The 705-nt window shown below is 36.6% G+C and carries 1 protein-coding gene; it reads left to right on the forward strand.

All coding sequences use genetic code 11. The annotated features are described in order from the left end of the window. Positions 1–559: CPBP family intramembrane glutamic endopeptidase (locus tag ACYVTD_RS14545; protein WP_461248434.1), on the forward strand; the 559-nt coding region annotated here is incomplete at its 5' end. Positions 560–705: the final 146 nt, after the last annotated feature.

A 705-nucleotide genomic window follows, 5' to 3' on the forward strand; every position in this document is an offset into this window, starting at 1 on the left:
GGCGGATTTTTCTACAACAACGGAACTTATAAATATTTTTGCTTATTTTCTCCCCGCGTCAATACTAATCTGGCGTTTGATTTTTAAAGCGCAAACAATGGAAATATGGGCTGTAAAGCCGGGTAAAAAAGACCTTTTAGCCTTTATTATTACATTCCCCTGTCTGTTAATTACAGGGTTTTTTGCAACGATAATAGGCTCGTATATCAGCGGAACAGCCGAAAATATAACGCTTAATTTGCCCTCTACAACCACAGAATGGGCATTACTATCCATTACATGCCTTTTATCCGCCTACCTTGAGGAAAGTTATTTCCGTTTTTATCTGTTATCAAAAAGAGAGGAATTTAATCTGAACGCCGCGTCCGCATTGGCGCTTTCCGTAATTTTGTTTTCTATTTGCCATATTTACGAAGGACCTTGGGGGTTTTTAAACGCGGTTATTTCCGGTACGATTCTTGGCTTTGTTTTTTTACGATACAATTCATTCCACGGTATCGCTATAGCGCATACCATGTATAATATTTCAGTTTATATTATTTCCAAATTTACTATTTAAAATTGATAACTGATTCCAAGCAATGGACAAAAGAAGCCGCTTGAAGGATAATCGTTTTTCTCCGGATCTCCGAATACATGCAGAAAATTAAAGCCCAATTCAAGTAAAAGATGTTTCTTTATAAGAAAATAAATAGAAGCGCCCAT

This window comes from Treponema sp. R6D11, assembly GCF_054786075.1.